The organism is Candidatus Thiodiazotropha sp. AKAK3 (genome assembly GCF_058244645.1).
Window position 1 is genome coordinate 1 of record NZ_JBSYOQ010000028.1, and the last position, 15,326, is coordinate 15,326.

Below are 15,326 nucleotides of genomic sequence, written 5' to 3' on the forward strand. Positions count from 1 at the left end.
TGCTCATTTCCATGCTCCAGCGTGGGAATGAATAAGAGGCATCCTATTCAGGATAGGTAGGGTGGGGCCATGCCCCACCAAAAGCCAGAACGGAGCGTAGGGTGCTGGCCCAGCCGCACCATTAAAAATGCCATCTCAGACACTATCCATTCAAATATCATGTCATTAAATCTTGCCTCCTCTCTTTATTTTCATCAGGCTACAGTTTCGCCCTCTTGTGCAAGTCACTTTGCTGGTTCACATGCTCCATCGTGGGAACGAGGCCACTCACGCGATGCATGGAGTAACAAGCAGGCCAGCTGATCGGATTTGCCTGCGCTTCTAACTCGTGTCGAAACGACATAGCAAGAGGCATACTGTCGAGGTTGGTGGGCTGGGGTTAGGTCCCGTCACAATGGCTGAGTGGTAGAGCAAAGTAGGTGATTAGGGCTAATTTAGGATGAAAGTGGCGGTAACTTTGTACTATTTTCAAGCTATATGGGGGGGCATGGTGCCACTCTACAGGCCTGATTTTGCCAGTAGCCGGCAGATTTTGCCGGCTGATATCCAAGGAAGCTAAAGCATAGGATGTTATTTCCTTGCTTAATGTTTTGGCTATTATCAAAAAGTATAATAATTACAACTAGATAGGGTTGATGTGTCTGAGCGCTGCCTAATTCGAAAAAGAGAATTCAGGTTAAAGGTTTTACCCTCGAGGCCGTTACAAATAGCGGAGGCGGTAAATACCAAAATTGAATGGTATATCCGCCAAATGCAAACGACCGATGATAGAGCGCTTAACCACAGACGCCATTATCGGTTTAGATAGAGGAATTAGATCATGGCAATCACAGTCAACACTAATGTATTCTCCCTTGCCGCTCAAAAGAATCTGGGACGAACACAATCCACTCTTGAAACTTCCGTTCAACGTCTCTCATCCGGTCTTCGTATCAATATGGCGAAAGACGATGCCGCCGGCCTCGCTATCGCACAGTTGCAGAATGCTCAGGCACGTGGCTTAACCGTCGCACAGCGTAACATCGCTGACGGTACATCCTTCCTGAACGTAGCCGATGCAACCCTGCAGAGTGTGAGTGACATGATTCAGCGTCAACGTGAACTCTCCGTGCAAAACGGCAGTGGTCTCTATACCGCTGCACAGCAGGCTTTGATGTCTGTTGAATTCGATGCTCTGACCGCTGAGATCACTGCATCACTGGGCCGTGCAACTTTTAACGGCTCAGCAGTCTTCGGCGGTGGCGGCACTATCGTTGTCGGCGCGAATACCACTGAGACCATCGACATCTCTGTTGCCGCATTGGCCGCACGTACCGCAACAATCTCTAATACTGCTACAGCGGACGCTGACCTGAACACAGTTGCTACAGCTTTAGCTAATATCGGTGGTCTGCAGAGTCGTCTTGAACAGGCCGGCCGAGTTGCCGCCAGTATGGAAGAGGCACAATATGCTGCCGCTGGACGTATCATGGACGCTGACTTTGCTCGTGAAACAGCAAAATTCACCAGCTCTCAGGTCATTCAGCAGGCGGGTGTTGCCGCCTTGGCACAGGCTAACTCGCTTCCACAGCTTGCATTGAGCCTGCTGCAGTAAGGTAGTTTCCAGGGGCGGGATCCGCCCCTGGGTGCTAAACTTGAAATAACTAGCTTAGGGTAATGAATATGCCAAACGTAATCGCAGATTTGGCCAATCAATACGCCTATAAACGTGAAGTTTCCAGTACTGAGAGCAAGGTCAGTGATACAAAATCGGCACCAAATCCAGAGCAGGCTCAACAATCTGTAAAAGAGCCGCAATCGATTGATACTACCGAGTTAGTCAGCAAGGTTGAGAATTTAAACCAACTCGTAAATCGGAATTTGGAATTCAGTGTTGACGATGAAACCGGGCAACAGGTACTACGAGTCATCGACTCCGATACAGGAGAGGTGGTTCGACAGATACCACCGGACCAGATCTTGCATGTAATATCTCAGGTGCAAAAGGTAGAGGAAGGGATGCTTCAAGGTGTGTTATTGGATGACAGTGTTTAACTAGAGGTATTGCTCTCCTGCATAGAGGGGCAAGAACGACATGACAATAGGTTTTTCTGGCATAAGCACAGGGTCTGACTGGAATTCGATCATCAATCAATTGTTGGTTGTCGAGAGTCAGCCCCTGACTACGCTTCAATCTAGAGATCGGGATCTCGATGAGAAGATCAGTGATTTCGGTCTTGTCAAAAGTGCTATAGATACCTTCCGCACCACTGTGGAAGAGTTGACGAGTTCCAGTGGTTTTGCCGCCTTTACTTCCACCTCGACTGATGAGGCTGTGGTTACGGTATCGACAGATACTGCAGCAGTCCCGTCGAGCTATGACATTGTGGTCAGTCGGTTGGCGAGTCGTGACAAACTTGCTTCATCCGCTTATACAGATGCTCTCACCGCTGTCGGTACTGGTACCTTGTCTATAACAGTTGATGGCAACACCATGGATATCACCCTGGATGGAACCAACAACACCCTCACTGACTTGCGTAATGCCATCAACAGTGCAAATGACAATCCAGGTGTGACGGCGTCGATTCTTAATGAGGAGGGTGGCAGCCGATTGATCCTCACTAGTGAGGAGTCGGGTCTGGCCAATGCCATCACAGTTAGTGTAGCGGATGGCGATGATGGGAATAATACAGATGCCAATGGGTTATCAAGACTATTTCATATCGGGGTAGGTGGCGACGGATTGGCAGAGCAAGTGGATACGGCTGATGATGCGTTGCTGACCATTGATGGATTTACTATCGAGAGTGCTTCAAATAACGTCACGGGTGCCATCTCTGGGGTAACGCTCAATCTCGCAGCGGAAGGATCTTCCTCTATTAATATAGCTAGGGATAACACCCAGATAGAGGAGAAGATTGGCGGATTTGTGGATGCATACAATACGCTGCTGTCTCAGATTGACGATCTGGAAGAGGGGGCACTGGCGAACGACAGCACCCTGCGAAGGGTCCGTCAGGGCTTTGTCGATGTCATCAATCAGGTAGTGGATCTTAACGGTGCAAATGCCTATCTATTTGAGATCGGTATCACCAGGGACAGATATGGCACTCTTTCTGTTGATAGTGCTGAATTATCTACCGCCTTGGCCGATGACTTTAATAGAGTGACCCAAATACTCTCGGAAGAGACAACTGGCTATGCCAGCCGTTTCTTTGCTTATGCTGATCAGTTGAATGATGTCGGTGGTGTCCTTGATATCAAAGATGAGACCCTGAATAATCAGAAAACTGCACTTCAGACTCAGATTGATCGTCAGGAGTTACATTTAGAGACCTACGAGGCCATGTTGATCCAACAGTTTGCTTCTCTGGATCAGACTATGGCGGTATTAACCAGTACCAGTGATTATCTGACTAATCAGCTTTCGGCTTTAAATAAATCCTAACAATGACCTCAGTTGTAATTGTTGAACATAAATGAGCTGCCAAAAGGTAGAATGATGGTAAAAAATTCGGCTATTAACAGTTATCGTCAGGCCGCCTCCTCTGAGGCAATGTATGCAACACCGTTCCGGCTTGTACAGATGCTCATGAACGGCGCACTCGACGGAATGTCGAATGCCAGGGGGTCGATAATTCGGAAGGAGCACGAAGCTCGTAATAATGAGATCAACTGGGTTATTTCAGTTATTGATGCCTTGCGCGGTGCTTTGGATTTCGAACAGGGTGGAGAGATTGCCACCAATCTGGATATGCTCTACGACTATATGATAAGAAGGCTTTTTACGGCGAATGTAGAGCAGGATGTTGAGGCTCTGGATGAAGTGACTTCACTTTTAAAAGAGGTCAAGACCGCTTGGGATGCCATGCCGGAAGTGATTCAGAACTCACCCAGTATAAAAGACACTGTCAAGCAGCTGTAATCGATTGTTTATATCTCAAACGATACCATTGTGATCATATTGTGTCTAAGCTCCAGCAGAACCTTACCCAGGCACTTGAGTTAAGCCAACGGATTGTTGATCTGGCTCAGGAGTCGGCCTGGGCTGAAATGGAAGAGGTGGATCGTCAGCGTAAGCCTGTTCTGGAATCTCTCTTCAGAGATGCCGAATTCAAGATCAATCCAGATAACTATCAACTGCAGATGCAGAAGATTGTTGCACTCAATGAGCAGGCTTTAACCCTTTGTGCTGATGCCAAGGGAGAGCTAAAACAAAAAAGCCATACCCTTAAGTTAGGCAAAAATGCAATCTCCGCCTACCAAAAGAACTCATTTGATGAATGATCCAGTAGCCTGGTTATTAACTCCCCTGTGTTTTTATGATTGAGTCAATTGCCTTAGCTGTTGAGTATTGATCAGATACCGATACATGTCAGCTGACGGGCAATAGATCGAATCAGTGCTTATCCCAAAATTAATTCTATAACCACTTTAGTACCAAAGTAGGCCAGCATCAGCACAACAAAGCCGCTTAAGGTCCAGATCAGGGCTTTCTGCCCACGCCAGCCGAAGCGGTAGCGACCCCACAGTAGGGTTCCAAACACCAGCCAGGCGATGATGGAGAGTATTGTTTTGTGTGCCAGGTGCTGTTGAAACATGTTTTCAAGAAAAGCAAAACCGGAGAGCAGAGCCAGACTCAACAGCACAAAACCAACTGCGATCATTTCGAATAACAGACTCTCCATGGTCTGTAGCGGTGGCAGTGCGCGAATAAATCCCCCTGGATGGCGTCTACGCAAGTGGTGATCCTGTATCGCCAGTAACACCGCCTGTACACTGGCCAGGGTAAACAGACTGTAGGCCAGCATGGATACCAGAATATGGATGGTTAACCCGGAAGAGAGCTGGCCGCTGATAAAGTGCACGGTCTGATAGCGGTTTTCCAGATAGATCGCCAAAGCAGCAATCGGCATGATGACGATTCCAAGATTTTCCACCGGTTTGGTCAGGCTTGAGATCAGCAGTAACAGTGAGATAGTCCAGGCGATCAGTGAAAGGGCGTTGAAAATGCCCATATTTAAGCCAGCTGCAGCAACAAAGTTTTGATAGTGGGGGATCGCATGCAGCAGAACGCCCAGGAATCCCAGGCCCAGTGCGATTGCCCGGGGTAAACCAGAGGTTTCCCGGCTGTTGAACAGACGCAGGGCAATGACAGCTCCCGCAGCAAGATATGCGATGATGGCAAGTGTGGCGATCAAAGACAAAACATCCTTATAGAACAATAGGCTTATGCTCGGATATTCGCACATTTAACGGCTTCTGTGAAAGGGAGAATGCCATTTCCTGAGAGCACAAACGCTCTACTGGTATATAATCACCGATTCGACTCACTCAGACCTGAAATGATTAACCGGTCTGAACAGGTCCTAGAGCTGATAACTAAGTAACTGATTGAGAGATTCATGTTTGACAATCTTACCCAGAGACTGGGAAAAGTCCTCACCAATTTGAGAGGTCAGGCTCGCCTGACTGATGACAATATCAAGGATACGATGCGAGAGGTTCGCATGGCCCTGCTTGAGGCCGATGTTGCTCTGCCTGTGGTGCGTGACTTCGTTGAGCAGGTAAAACAGAAGGCCTCCGGTGAAGAGGTGATGAAAAGCCTGACTCCCGGACAGACCCTGATCAAAATCGTCAATGATGAGTTGGTTCAGGTTATGGGGGAAGCCAATGAGTCCCTGGATCTGAGCGCTCAGCCGCCGGCAGTGATCCTGATGGCAGGTCTGCAGGGCTCTGGTAAGACAACCAGTGTTGCGAAATTATCACGCTGGTTGCAACAGGAGGGTAAGAAAAAGATCAGTGTAGTCAGTTGTGACGTCTATCGTCCGGCTGCGATCGATCAGCTGGAGACCCTATCTAAAGAGGTCGATGCCCAGTTTATCCCCAGCAAGAGTGATGAAAAGCCGGTTGCGATCGCCAAGCGCGCACTGGATCGAGCAAAACGGGATTTTGCGGATGTTTTGATCGTGGATACGGCTGGTCGTCTGCATGTTGACGGCGAAATGATGGAGGAGATCAAGCAGCTCCATCAAACGCTTGGTCCAGTTGAGACCCTGTTCGTGGTCGATAGCATGACTGGTCAGGATGCAGCGAATACCGCCAAGGCGTTCAATGAAGCTCTGCCACTGACCGGTGTCATCCTGACCAAAGCGGATGGTGATGCCCGAGGCGGTGCGGCACTTTCGATACGCCAGATCACCGGCAAGCCGATCAAATTCATCGGTGTGGGTGAAAAGATCGATGCACTGGAACCCTTCCACCCGGATCGTATTGCCTCTCGCATACTCGGTATGGGAGATGTGCTGACGCTGGTGGAGGAGGTCAGCCGCAAAGTTGATCAGGACAAAGCTGCCAAGCTGGCGAAAAAACTGCAGAAGGGTAAAGGCTTCGATCTGGATGATTTCAGAGAGCAGATGCAGCAGATGTCGAAAATGGGTGGCATGAGTGGCTTGCTCGACAAAATGCCCGGCATGGGCCAAATTCCGGATCATGTTAAAAATCAAGTGGATGACAAACAGGTTGGTCGTCTGATCGCTATCATCAACTCGATGACCCCCCAGGAACGGGCGTTTCCGGCAGTCATCAAAGGTTCACGTAAAAGGCGTATTGCCACTGGTTCTGGAACCCAGGTTCAGGATGTGAATAAACTGCTGAAACAGTTCACACAGATGCAGAAGATGATGAAAAAGATGAAAGGCGGCGGAATGAAGAAGATGATGAGAGGGCTTGGAGGTAAATTTCCGGGCGGTGGTATGCCTGGCGGTGGTTTCCCCTTCTGAACTTATTTGAGATGCGACCCACTAGTATGACGCACCACACTAGCTCGTTTAATGGCTGACTGAGTGGTTAGACAGGCCCCATCCAGCAAAAAAACAGTAAATAAACCGATTTCAGGATGCAGAACCCTAAATTAATGCAAATTTAGCTCTTCACATTGGTTAAATCTTAGCTATAATACGCCGTTTCCCGCCGGCAGGTTCCGGTGTGTTAACGATTTTCTCAAGGATACATCATGGTAACCATACGCCTATCTCGAACCGGCGCTAAAAAGCGTCCGTTCTACCACATCGTGGTCACAGACAGCCGAAATGCCCGTGACGGCCGCTATATTGAGCGCCTGGGCTTTTTTAATCCCGTCGCCGTTGGCTCTGAAGAGGGTTTGCGGGTTGATCAGGATCGGATACAACACTGGATCTCCAAGGGTGCTCAGCCCAGCGATCGAGTTGCGACCCTGTTGAAACAGGCAGCGAAGCAGCAGGCTGCCTGATAGGATCTGCTGTTCTCGTCCTGAGTTATAAGCTCATAGGGCAGAGACGATGTCAGATAAAGATATGATCATAATGGGCCGGGTTTCTGGCCTGTTTGGTGTAAGGGGATGGGTAAAGATCTACTCCTTCACTTCACCGAAAGAGGGCATACTCGGCTATAAGGTCTGGTACCTTAAACGCCAGGGTGAGTGGCAAGAGTTCAAGGTTGCCGCAGGACATCCCCAAGGTAAAGGGATAGTCGCCCAGATCGAAGGTTATGACGATCGGGACCGTTCCGTTGAGCTGGTCGAAAGTGAGATCGCGATACGTAGAACGCAATTGCCTGCACTGCCTGCAGGTGAATATTACTGGACCGACCTCGTTGGTTTGCTTGTCTATACCCTGGATGGGGTTGAGCTGGGCAGGGTCTCCCATCTGTTTGAGACAGGGGCAAACGATGTGTTGGTGGTCAAGGGTGATCGCGAAAGGCTGATTCCCTATACCGTTGGACAGGCGGTACAGGAAATAGATCTGCAAGCCGGACGGATGACAGTTGACTGGGACCCGGATTTTTAAAGCTATGCGCTTTGATGTGGTAACCCTGATGCCTGGTATGTTCGATGCCCTCAAGGGCGAGGGTGTGGTAGCCAGGGCGATCAATCGGGGCATTGCTCAGGTTGAACTCTGGAACCCCCGGGACTACACCACAGACGTACATCGGACTGTGGATGATCGTCCCTATGGCGGTGGGCCAGGCATGGTGATGAAGTATCAACCGATACAGCATGCCATCGAAGCTGCCCTGGCTGAATCGGGCGATGCCAATGTGGTCTATATGAGCCCACAGGGTAAGCGTTTCGATCAGCAGTGTGCCAAGCGACTGGTTGAGCATCGAAAGCCTCAACTTTTGATAGCTGGCCGCTACGAAGGGATAGATGAACGCATCATCGAGCGTTATGTCGATGAAGAGTGGTCCATTGGTGACTACGTACTGAGTGGCGGTGAATTGGCCGCTATGGTTGTTTTAGATGCGGTGATACGTCTTTTACCCAATGTCCTGGGTGATGCGGATTCCGCTGAACAAGACTCTTTCATGGATGGGTTGTTGGATTGTCCCCACTATACCCGTCCTGAGGAGATTGATTCGATGCCGGTTCCGCCTGTTCTACAGAGCGGTAACCATGAAGCCATTCGTCGTTGGCGATTGCAGCAGGCTTTGGGGCGTACCCAAATACGTCGTCCTGAGCTGTTGAAAGATCGCCAGTTAACGGCGGAAGAGAAAACTTTTTTAGCAGAAATTAGCGCAGCGTCGGGAGACGCAAAGCAAACAGAGGAGCAATAGACCATGAGCAATATCATCGCAGAACTCGACGCCGAGCAGATGAGTCGTGAAGTTCCCGATTTTGGCCCAGGTGATACCGTTGTTGTTCAGGTTAGGGTCAGAGAGGGTGAGCGTGAACGTTTACAGGCATTTGAAGGTATCGTAATTGCCAAGCGCAATCGCGGCCTTAATTCAGCTTTTACCGTACGCAAGATTTCTCATGGCGAAGGTGTGGAACGTGTATTTCAAACCTACAGCCCGACTGTCGCTTCAGTCAAAGTGACTCGTCGCGGTGATGTTCGTCGTGCCAAGCTCTACTACCTGCGCGGTCGTACCGGTAAAGCGGCTCGTATCAAAGAGAAAATCTAACACTTCGCACGATTGCGAATTTAGATTTCCGGCCTGTTATCAAGCAGGGTGGATATGAATATGAAAAACCCTGGCATATTGCCGGGGTTTTTCTTTTTAGGAGGGGTGGGTCAATAGGATCGGTATTTTTCCAGAGATGCGTATGTCGAGACACGACATACGCTGGTTTTTTTCCAATCTTTCATGAGTTGTCGGGAGCTTCTCCCACTACAACTCAACAATGACCTGTTTTATGCTGTTATCTTCTGGATAGGGTAAGACCTGGAAGTAGAGTGACCTCATCAGATCAAGCATCTTAAAGTTATTGCTCAATACCTCACCCTCCATCCTCACCAGTCCTCTGTCTCTGGCTATCTCCATTAGGTGATTCATCAATTTATGGCCAATGCCCTGGCCTTGCCACTTATCCGCAACAACCAAGGCAAACTCACAACTCCGTTTGTCCGGATTGATTACATATCGGGCGACACCCAGCTCGACTTCATGGTGCTCATCTTCTGTCACGGCAATAAGTGCCATCTCATTGTGATAATCGATTTGTGTGAAACGTGTGAGCATCTCCGGGGTCAACTCCTGGATCGAGCTCATGAAGCGGAAATATTTTGCCTCGTTTGAGAGTTGTCTCGTGAAGTTCTGTTCCAGATCGGCATCTTCAGGTCGAATCGGGCGTACAACAATATTGATGCCGTTAGGAAGTTGGCCGTGAGTCACAAGATTCACCGGATATGGGTGGATAGCCAGGTGATGGTAGGGGTCGGTGGATGGGCGGGGATAATCGACCCGGATACGGGCATCGACTGCGACTGCTCCCTGATCATCGAGAATCAATGGATTGATGTCCATCTCCTGAATCCAGGGTAACTCACACGCCATACTCGAAACACGAAGCAGCACATCAACCAGTGCCTCACGGTTGGCAGCGGGCATGTGCCTGAACTGATCCAACATCTTGGCGGCCTTGGTACGATCGATCAGATCACTGGCCAGGCGACGGTTCAATGGAGGAAGCGCAATGGCAGAGTCTCCCATTACTTCCACAGTGGTACCACCACTGCCAAAGCTGACTACGGGGCCAAATACTGGATCCCGCACGATGCCGATCAGTAACTCGCGACCATTCGGGCTTTGATACATCTGCTCTACGGTCACACCTTGAATGGTGGCGTCAGGGCGGGTCTCTTTGACCTGCTCGACCAAGTCCCGGTAGTTGGTGCGCACTGCCTGGGCATTATTGATATTCAAGCGGATGCCTCCAGCATCAGATTTGTGCGAGATATCTGGTGAGAATATTTTCATCGCTATCGGAAAGCCGATGGATTCAGCAAGAATCAGCGCTTCATTGGCAGATCTCGCTACACCATTGCGTACAGCATTGATACGGAAAGCGCCGAGGATTGCGAATGATTCAGGCTCAGATAGCACTTTACGCTGTTCTGATAATGCGCTCTCAATAATCAGACGGGCACCGTCTGCATCAGGTTGCACATGACGACGGGAACTCTTGGCTGGTGTCTGTAACAATAAGCGCTGATTCTTCTGATGGGATGATAGGTAATAGAAGGCATCAACTGCATTTTCAAGGGTACGAAATGAAGGCAACCTGGCATTATTAAACAGTTTGCGTGCATTCTCGACCTGCTTGCCACCCATCCAACTGGTGAGGATAGGTTTTTTATGTTTGTCTGCCAGCTCGATAAGCTCCTGGGCAACCTCATCCGGTTTTGTCATTGCCTGTGGGGTGAGAATGACAATGGTGCCGTCGACGCCAGGGTCATTGAGGCAGATATCCACAGCAGCGCGATATCGTTCAGGTGGGGCTTCACCAATGATGTCCACTGGATTGCTGTGTGACCAGACATCCGGAAGGGCCTGATTCAGGGCTGTAATTGTCTCATCACTGAATTTAGCAAGTTCAATATTCAGATCTGAGGCTCGGTCGGCAGCCATAACACCTGGGCCACCACCGTTGGTAATGATCGCCAGCTTGTCACCATATACCTGGTAGCGGGAGGATAGGGCCTTCGCTGCTGAGAAGAGCTGGGAGATTGTCTCGACTCTTAAAACACCCGAACGGGAGAGGGCGGCAGAAAATGTTTCATCACTACCGACCAGTGCGCCGGTATGGGACATTGACGCTTCTGCCCCTGCTGCGTGACGCCCAACCTTGAGAACAATTACAGGCTTGATGCGCGCAGCTGCACGTAGACCACTCATAAAGCGACGGGCATTTTTAATCCCTTCTATATAGAGCAGGATACTGTCAGTCTTAGGATCGGAGACCAGATAATCGAGATAATCACCAAAATCCAAATCAGCTGAGATACCGGTGGAGATGACTGTCGAGAAACCGATATCGTTAACCTCTGCCCAGTCAAGAATAGCGGTACAGATTGCGCCTGATTGTGAGACCAGCGCCAGGTTACCGGGCTTGGCGTTGTTGTTGCCGAAGGTGATGTTGATACCCTGGTCAGGCCGAATAAGACCAAGACAGTTTGGGCCGATGAAGCGAATACCGAACTCTTTGGCAACCTCGACCACACGCTCTTCTATTCGAAGTCCGGCTGGGCCCGATTCACGGAAACCGGCGGAGAGGATAATCATGGTTTTTACGCCGTGTAATCCACAGGCTTCAACTATGGCTGGGATGGTTTTTGCCGGTGTCGCAACGACAACCAATTCAACCGATTCATCGATCTCTTGAATCGATTTATAAGCCTTTATTCCCTGAATCTCCTCATGCTTTGGATTGATCGGGTAGATTGCGCCTTTGTATCCGGAGGAGATGAGGTTTCTAAAAACCACTTCACCAACCGAGTTTTCCCTTTCGCTGGCGCCGAACATAGCGACGCTTTTAGGTGAGAATAGAGGGGTTAAATAGTGTGATTGCATGAGTTCCAGCCTGTATGAACTTCTAGTGTGGTGTACTATTTATACGTTACACCACACTGGTGATAATAGTGAGAGAGAATATCCGCTTATACTCACGGAAGCACGGTGTGATAGTCTGAATGAAAACGTTTACATGGTGACGTCGATGAGCACTTAGTTTATCGGCATGTGTGGTTGGAAGTTTACATCTAAAAAATTACAAATTCTTTACCTAAGTAACCGTTTCTGAAGATTCATAATAAGTATTATGCTGCTTAATGAATGCAGCTGAAAATTGGGAGTTTTTTTGTGAGAACGGCCTATATTACCCACCCAGACTGCCTGGGGCATGATACTGGTGTGGGGCATCCTGAAAATGCATCAAGACTGCAAGCAATTGATGATCGTTTAATGGCAGCCCAGCTGTACGATTTTCTGCGCCACTACGATGCGCCTGAAGTATCCCGTGAGCAACTGTTACGTTGTCACGATGAAGCCTATTTGAATCAGGTTGAAAAATTGATGCCTGAGAGTGGTCATGCACACCTGGATCCGGACACAGTGGTCAGTCCACAAAGTTTAAAAGCTGCCAGGCGTGCTGCCGGGGCTGCGATAAAAGCAGTGGATCTTATTATGCAGGAGGGATTACGGAATGCATTTTGTGCCGTACGTCCCCCCGGCCATCATGCAGAGCGTATGAGAACAATGGGCTTCTGTGTCTACGGCAACGCTTCTGTTGGTGCTGCACATGCGATGGCGGAATATGGACTGGAACGTGTGGCGATTCTTGATTTCGACGTACATCATGGGAATGGCAGTGAAGATATTTTTCGCGACGATAAACGGGTGATTGTCTGTTCTACTTTTCAACATCCCTTTTATCCCTACACTGATATTGAGGAGAGTCCGGATCATATTATTTGCGCACCTTTGCAGGCAACTGCGAAAAGTGCGGATTTCAAAGAGGCAGTGACTGCTCACTGGCTTCCAGCTCTGAATCACTTCCAACCGCAAATGATCTTTGTCTCTGCCGGTTTTGATGCCCATATTGAGGATGAGATGTCAGGTGTAAGTCTGACCGAAGCCGACTATCGTTGGGTTACTGAGCAGATAGTGGATATTGCCGATAAGTATGCAGAGGGCAGGGTTGTTTCAGTCTTGGAAGGCGGCTATGAACCTCATGCGCTTGCACGAAGTGTGGAAGCGCATATTCGGGTGCTAATGGATTTGCACTGACTCAATGATTATTAACCCTGAAGACGACATACTTAGTCGCCGGGTTAATAGTAATTGGTCAGGTGATTTTTTTGTCGAACACTGCCGGGTGAAACACCGAATTCCCGTTTGAAGGCTCTGCAAAAAGCGGCTTCTGATCGATAACCACAGCGTTCAGCGAATCTCACAAGCGGTTCAGATGACTCGGCGAGCTGTGAGCGGGCGATCAGCATGCGCCAACGCGTCACATAGTGCATTGCTGTATAGCCAACAAGCTCTGTAAACCTTGCCGAGAAGCCGGAACGGGACATTCTTGCCTCTGTAGCCAAGGCAGCAAGGGTCCACTCTTGTTCAGGGTAACGATGAATGGCAGCAAGTGCTCTACCAATATGCTTGTCGCGAAGTGCGGATAGCCAGTTCTGGTCTGGTTCATCCAATGAGGAGAGCCAGGAACGGATTGCCTGGATAACGAGAACATCTGCCAGGCGGGTTATTACCGTCTCGCCACCAGGACGCAGCTCTCTGGCTTCACGGGTAATCAATTCAAGGGTGCTCTGTATCCAACTGCCTTCCTCCTCCTTCCAGGTATCAATCTGTAGTACCTGAGGAAGCAGGGTAACAATCTGTTGTCCAGCGACATGATCAAAACGAACCAGGCCGCAGGTTAATTGGGTGAGTTCACCATCGCCACCGTGACGCATAATTTCATAGCGTTCACTTACAGAGTCTACGGGAATATCAAATAGTGGTTGTGTCTCACCATTCAGCTGGCTGCGAACTGTGTGGCCTGAACCGTGAGGTACCAATGCCAGACTACCCTGTTTAAGCAGGTGGGGCTCCTCACCTGAGACCTCAAGCCAGCATTCACCTCTGGTCACAACATGAAACATCATGTGACCCTCAAATGGTGGTAACTCAATACCCCATGGCGCCTGAAGTTCAGAGCGGCAGTAGTAGGTTCCATTCAACTTGAGAAGATGCAGCGCTTCCCCGATCGGATCTGAAATGTCGGCAATGGTCGGTTTTGGTTGCGTGGTCATGATGTCTGTTTTCCATAGCCCCTGGAGTCAAACTGTTTGGTCGTCGGGATAATATCCACTGTTCTGGACGAACTGTATATAAATATAGACAAACTGTGATTGTTGGTCTTTTTTCTTTTGCCTAGGATTAATGCATAAATCAGAAACACTGATTTCTTATAGACGACAATCTTTAAAGGAAACCCTACTATGGCTAACAAACCGATACTCATTATTGGTCAGAGCGGCAAGACCGGACATCGTGTCAATCAGCGCTTATTGAAGATGGGGCTGAATACGCGAGCAGTTTCAAGATCAACAGATCTGCCTTTTGATTGGGAGGATCGTAAGAGCTGGCCTGCTGCGCTTAAAGGTGTAGGTTCTGTATATGTTACTTATCAGCCCGATTTGGCTATACCTCAAGCCGCATCAGATATTGAAGCATTTGTAACATTGGCCAGGCAATCAGGGTTGGAGCATATCGTGCTGCTTTCCGGGCGAGGTGAAACAGGCGCTGAAAAAGCGGAAGAGATTGTGCAGTCAAGTGGTCTGGAGTGGAATATTGTTCGGGCAAGTTGGTTTTTTCAAAACTTCAGTGAGAGTTTTATGATCGAAGGTATTCTTGCCGGAGAGCTTGTACTGCCTGCTGGTGATACGCTCGAGCCATTTATTGATGCAGAAGATATTGCAGAAGTTGTTGTTACCACTTTGACTCAAAAGCAATATCGCAATCGGGTCTATGAACTTACAGGGCCGCGTGCGATGAGTTTTTCCGAAGCCATGAAAGAGCTCTCAATCGCTCTGCAAAGAGAGGTGAAATATACCCAGGTTCCTGTTGATGCCTACATCAACGCACTTGAGGAAGAGGGCGTTACAAAGCAGATGCAATGGTTATTGCGAGAGCTTTTTACAGAAGTTCTTGATGGTCGAAACAGTCAGCTGCAGAGTGGTGTAGAAGAGGTACTGGGTAGGCAGGCGACAGACTTCAGGGTCTATCTTAAGAGAACGGTTGATTCAGGTTATTGGAGAGTGGATGAGCAGAAATTAGTCAACCTCTGACCATTAATCCAAGCCCCTCCAACTCTTTCTGTAAAGGATGCGGAATAAGTCGTAGGGTGGGGCCATGCCCCACCATATTAAGCTGGAAAATAGTAAAATGTAACCAATTTTCTTATTCAAGATATAGAGTATTAATCTATTGGTAGCGAGTTATTTAACCCATTTTGGTGGGGGGGGGGCCCCCCCAACGATTTTTTGAGGGGGAGCAAAAAAGTTTTGGTCGGGTGGGGGCCTGCCCCCCCC

General features: G+C 49.0%; 15 protein-coding genes. 12 read left to right on the top strand and 3 right to left on the bottom strand.

Annotated features, from left to right (window positions below; all coding sequences use genetic code 11):
* Positions 1-820: 820 nt before the first annotated feature.
* The 5 genes from AC4IE7_RS04985 to AC4IE7_RS05005 all read left to right on the top strand — a co-directional run bounded on the left by AC4IE7_RS04985 (position 821) and on the right by AC4IE7_RS05005 (position 4,269).
* On the top strand, positions 821-1,594 hold the full coding sequence (locus AC4IE7_RS04985; protein ID WP_490775710.1) for a flagellin N-terminal helical domain-containing protein: 774 nt from the start codon (positions 821-823) through the stop codon (positions 1,592-1,594).
* A 68-nt stretch (positions 1,595-1,662) separates the two neighbouring features.
* Positions 1,663-2,034, top strand: coding sequence for a flagellar protein FlaG (locus AC4IE7_RS04990; protein WP_490775711.1), 372 nt, complete (start codon positions 1,663-1,665; stop codon positions 2,032-2,034).
* Positions 2,035-2,074: 40 nt separating this feature from the next.
* Positions 2,075-3,430 (top strand): flagellar filament capping protein FliD, encoded by a 1,356-nt coding sequence (gene fliD / locus AC4IE7_RS04995; protein ID WP_490775712.1) that lies wholly within the window; start codon positions 2,075-2,077, stop codon positions 3,428-3,430.
* Between the two features lie 51 nt (positions 3,431-3,481).
* Positions 3,482-3,907: a flagellar export chaperone FliS gene (fliS, locus tag AC4IE7_RS05000; protein ID WP_490775713.1), complete on the top strand. Its 426-nt coding sequence runs from the start codon at positions 3,482-3,484 to the stop codon at positions 3,905-3,907.
* 41 nt (positions 3,908-3,948) lie between these two features.
* Positions 3,949-4,269, top strand: a complete 321-nt coding sequence (locus tag AC4IE7_RS05005) for a flagellar protein FliT (protein ID WP_490775714.1) — start codon at positions 3,949-3,951, stop codon at positions 4,267-4,269.
* Positions 4,270-4,388: 119 nt separating this feature from the next.
* Here AC4IE7_RS05005 and AC4IE7_RS05010 read toward each other — a convergent pair whose 3' ends face one another.
* Positions 4,389-5,207: a cytochrome C assembly family protein gene (locus AC4IE7_RS05010; RefSeq protein WP_490775715.1), complete on the bottom strand. Its 819-nt coding sequence runs from the start codon at positions 5,205-5,207 to the stop codon at positions 4,389-4,391.
* A gap of 180 nt (positions 5,208-5,387) precedes the next feature.
* On the opposite strand from AC4IE7_RS05010, the gene ffh reads away from it, so the two are divergent.
* From ffh to rplS, 5 genes are all read left to right on the top strand, one after another.
* Complete coding sequence (ffh, locus tag AC4IE7_RS05015; protein WP_490775716.1) at positions 5,388-6,764, top strand: signal recognition particle protein; 1,377 nt, start codon at positions 5,388-5,390, stop codon at positions 6,762-6,764.
* Between the two features lie 233 nt (positions 6,765-6,997).
* Complete coding sequence (gene rpsP / locus AC4IE7_RS05020) at positions 6,998-7,252, top strand: 30S ribosomal protein S16 (RefSeq protein ID WP_490775717.1); 255 nt, start codon at positions 6,998-7,000, stop codon at positions 7,250-7,252.
* Positions 7,253-7,301: 49 nt separating this feature from the next.
* Positions 7,302-7,808, top strand: a complete 507-nt coding sequence (gene rimM / locus AC4IE7_RS05025) for a ribosome maturation factor RimM (RefSeq protein ID WP_490775718.1) — start codon at positions 7,302-7,304, stop codon at positions 7,806-7,808.
* A 4-nt stretch (positions 7,809-7,812) separates the two neighbouring features.
* Entirely contained in the window at positions 7,813-8,574 is a 762-nt protein-coding gene (gene trmD, locus AC4IE7_RS05030) for a tRNA (guanosine(37)-N1)-methyltransferase TrmD (RefSeq protein ID WP_490775719.1), read from the top strand.
* Positions 8,575-8,577: 3 nt separating this feature from the next.
* Positions 8,578-8,922 (top strand): 50S ribosomal protein L19, encoded by a 345-nt coding sequence (rplS, locus tag AC4IE7_RS05035; protein WP_068988031.1) that lies wholly within the window; start codon positions 8,578-8,580, stop codon positions 8,920-8,922.
* Between the two features lie 207 nt (positions 8,923-9,129).
* On the opposite strand, the gene AC4IE7_RS05040 is transcribed toward rplS, so the two are convergent.
* Positions 9,130-11,811, bottom strand: a complete 2,682-nt coding sequence (locus AC4IE7_RS05040) for a bifunctional acetate--CoA ligase family protein/GNAT family N-acetyltransferase (protein WP_490775720.1) — start codon at positions 11,809-11,811, stop codon at positions 9,130-9,132.
* 288 nt (positions 11,812-12,099) lie between these two features.
* On the opposite strand from AC4IE7_RS05040, the gene AC4IE7_RS05045 reads away from it, so the two are divergent.
* Positions 12,100-13,026, top strand: coding sequence for a histone deacetylase family protein (locus AC4IE7_RS05045; protein ID WP_490775721.1), 927 nt, complete (start codon positions 12,100-12,102; stop codon positions 13,024-13,026).
* A 44-nt stretch (positions 13,027-13,070) separates the two neighbouring features.
* Here AC4IE7_RS05045 and AC4IE7_RS05050 read toward each other — a convergent pair whose 3' ends face one another.
* A complete protein-coding gene (locus AC4IE7_RS05050; RefSeq protein ID WP_490775722.1) occupies positions 13,071-14,045 on the bottom strand; it encodes an AraC family transcriptional regulator in 975 nt (324 codons plus the stop codon).
* A gap of 189 nt (positions 14,046-14,234) precedes the next feature.
* Between AC4IE7_RS05050 and AC4IE7_RS05055 the strand changes: the two genes are divergently transcribed.
* Positions 14,235-15,083 (top strand): Rossmann-fold NAD(P)-binding domain-containing protein, encoded by an 849-nt coding sequence (locus tag AC4IE7_RS05055; protein WP_490775723.1) that lies wholly within the window; start codon positions 14,235-14,237, stop codon positions 15,081-15,083.
* The last annotated feature ends 243 nt before the right edge of the window (positions 15,084-15,326 follow it).

What these genes read in the sequence shown, in the direction of transcription:
- AC4IE7_RS04985 (WP_490775710.1), top strand. Translation starts at nt 821, where the DNA reads ATGGCAATCACAGTCAACACTAATGTATTCTCCCTTGCCGCTCAAAAG.
- AC4IE7_RS04990 (WP_490775711.1), top strand. Translation starts at nt 1,663, where the DNA reads ATGCCAAACGTAATCGCAGATTTGGCCAATCAATACGCCTATAAACGT.
- fliD (WP_490775712.1), top strand. Translation starts at nt 2,075, where the DNA reads ATGACAATAGGTTTTTCTGGCATAAGCACAGGGTCTGACTGGAATTCG.
- fliS (WP_490775713.1), top strand. Translation starts at nt 3,482, where the DNA reads ATGATGGTAAAAAATTCGGCTATTAACAGTTATCGTCAGGCCGCCTCC.
- ffh (WP_490775716.1), top strand. Translation starts at nt 5,388, where the DNA reads ATGTTTGACAATCTTACCCAGAGACTGGGAAAAGTCCTCACCAATTTG.
- rpsP (WP_490775717.1), top strand. Translation starts at nt 6,998, where the DNA reads ATGGTAACCATACGCCTATCTCGAACCGGCGCTAAAAAGCGTCCGTTC.
- rimM (WP_490775718.1), top strand. Translation starts at nt 7,302, where the DNA reads ATGTCAGATAAAGATATGATCATAATGGGCCGGGTTTCTGGCCTGTTT.
- trmD (WP_490775719.1), top strand. Translation starts at nt 7,813, where the DNA reads ATGCGCTTTGATGTGGTAACCCTGATGCCTGGTATGTTCGATGCCCTC.
- rplS (WP_068988031.1), top strand. Translation starts at nt 8,578, where the DNA reads ATGAGCAATATCATCGCAGAACTCGACGCCGAGCAGATGAGTCGTGAA.
- AC4IE7_RS05040 (WP_490775720.1), bottom strand. Translation starts at nt 11,811, where the DNA reads ATGCAATCACACTATTTAACCCCTCTATTCTCACCTAAAAGCGTCGCT.
- AC4IE7_RS05050 (WP_490775722.1), bottom strand. Translation starts at nt 14,045, where the DNA reads ATGACCACGCAACCAAAACCGACCATTGCCGACATTTCAGATCCGATC.
- AC4IE7_RS05055 (WP_490775723.1), top strand. Translation starts at nt 14,235, where the DNA reads ATGGCTAACAAACCGATACTCATTATTGGTCAGAGCGGCAAGACCGGA.